This is a genomic window from Rodentibacter sp. Ppn85 (assembly GCF_001999335.1).
GTDB lineage: Bacteria > Pseudomonadota > Gammaproteobacteria > Enterobacterales > Pasteurellaceae > Rodentibacter.
The window spans coordinates 1-2,130 of sequence record NZ_MLHS01000051.1; the positions used below are offsets into that span (position 1 = coordinate 1).

The window sequence follows — 2,130 nt, forward strand, 5'->3', positions numbered from 1 at the left end:
GAGGTTTTGTGCATCTACCCAGATTGTTCACTAGATCACTCTATAGATTCCGCAATTATTTTATTCTAATCTTCAATATTTCCAATATTCATAAAAATTTATCAAAAATTCTTTGTCATAGTCATATATTTCCAAATCATTATCTAATAACTTAGACCAATTATCTTTCAATATAAATTGTTCATTATAAAATCTTAAAACAAAATGACCATTACATACTATATATAGGAACTTCAAATTATTAGCTATTATAAAATGCTTACCAGAATAATCTGATACCATTGATCCAAACACTCTGTCATAGTTACTATAATTTGATATTGTCTTTGATATAAGACTAGGTTTAAACCCACATACAATATCCATATATTCATTTCTATCAAAAACAATAGGAATAGAATAAAAATACTCTGCTTCATTCAAAAAGTTTTTTACAAACTCTTCCATTCTCATTTCATTTGAATAATCAAACTCAAGAAAATCTACCTTATTCCATTTTTTTTTCATATTTTCGTAATTAAAAATATTTTTATCCAAATCAATTAACTCAAGATAAATATTAATCACCCATTCTTTTTCTATTTTAGATAAAACAAAATCTTGCTCTTTTAATTCTAACCATTTCTCAGAAAAATCATACCAAGGTCTTGTATAACAACATTTATCTTTCATAACGGACCTCAATAATTTTTTTAGAGTCTGGTCGTTGTAGTTCAATTGTTATTGGACCCGTTGTACTTGGTCTAAATATTGCTTTCTCCCCATCTTTAAATATAGCAACCCTACGACCATTACCATATATTTTTACATCTATGGCTTCAGACACTAATACACTCCAATCAGTCTCTATAAGTACATCTTTAGGTTTTGTCGCATTACGAATACCACTACCCTTAGTTGTATCGACTGAATCACTTAGAAAATTATTAAATCTATTTAATGATTCTGATGTAGCCCCTTTAAAATCATTTATTTTAACTGAAACCCCATTTATCACGGCATTATTAACTTCATACCCTTCAATTTTTCCTATAATTGGTAACTTTGAATTAGCATTTGCCCAATTAGGTAATACCCCTGTCTTTGCAACTCCTTTTTTCACTAACGCTACTGATTTCTGCAACAACTTCGCCCCAGCTGCACCAACAACTAATCCACCAACCGGTGTTGAACCAAAGTTACCCACAATATAGCCTTGCATTTCGCCTGCTAATGCCGGGTCGTGTTTTACCGCATATTCATATTGTTGATTCCATTCATCCATTGATACATAAACTTTATCGATGACTTCGTTTGGATGGGTGACAGCATAAGCAAGTGATTTTATGGTTTCATCTAGATTTAAAATGGCTTCCGTCGTTTCAACCACATTGTCTTTAAATCCTTTCGCTTTGCCTTGTTGCATTGCGTCATAATAGGCTTCAGCTTTTTCTTCATCACCGTTGAAATATACTCTTGCGAAAAGCTTGATATCGTCCAAACGGTCTTGATGAGGGTCAACATCAAAGAAATTATGCTCCACCGCATTCTCCGCAATGGTTATCCCTGTGCTAATCGTCGCTAGATTCTCCGCGCTATTGCCGGTTGCCGTTAAACCACTCGCTACCCCTGCCGCCACTTTGCTTAAGGTTAAGATATTCTGCTTCTCTTCCTCTGTGAGTTCATTTGGCGATTTACCGTACATTCCTTCAGCAAGTATCCCTGCACTCGCTTCGCCTACACCCGCTGCAATCGCACCGGTCGCCGCTTTGCCGCCTGCAAGCTCTGCTTCAATCGCTCCCCACAGGATATGCGCCGGAATATTCAGTCCGGGCATAGTTTCGGTCACTTTTTTGATTTGCTCGTTGATATAAGGCGACGCCGCGCCAGCAGCAACAGCCTCGGAGGATTTGCCCGCTAAAGCAAGGCTAACCGCATTGGTTAGCGCCTCCACTTTGCGTTTATGCTCGCCGCCGGTCTGCCATTTCTTCGCTTCCTCTTGTTTGCTTTTCGCTGTTTGACTATCGCCCTGCTGTTGTGCGTCTGCCGCTTCTTTTTCAAGTCTTTGTGCTTGTAACTCGCTATACCGACTTGTCGCCTCGGCAATATTGCCTATCGCTTGGCTAAGTGCCTGCTGCTCTTTCAGCATTT

The 2,130-nt window shown here is 37.6% G+C and carries 2 protein-coding genes; both read right to left on the reverse strand.

Annotated features, from left to right (window positions below; all coding sequences use genetic code 11):
- Positions 1 to 72: 72 nt before the first annotated feature.
- The gene (locus BKL51_RS08955) at positions 73 to 672 is read right to left on the reverse strand and encodes a hypothetical protein (protein ID WP_077466354.1); all 600 of its coding nucleotides are present in this window, start codon (positions 670 to 672) and stop codon (positions 73 to 75) included.
- Positions 662 to 2,130 (reverse strand): VENN motif pre-toxin domain-containing protein (locus tag BKL51_RS08960; protein WP_077466355.1); only part of this gene is annotated, 1,469 nt, incomplete at its 5' end. The genes BKL51_RS08955 and BKL51_RS08960, both read right to left, overlap by 11 nt.

What these genes read in the sequence shown, in the direction of transcription:
- BKL51_RS08955 (WP_077466354.1), bottom strand. Translation starts at nt 672, where the DNA reads ATGAAAGATAAATGTTGTTATACAAGACCTTGGTATGATTTTTCTGAG.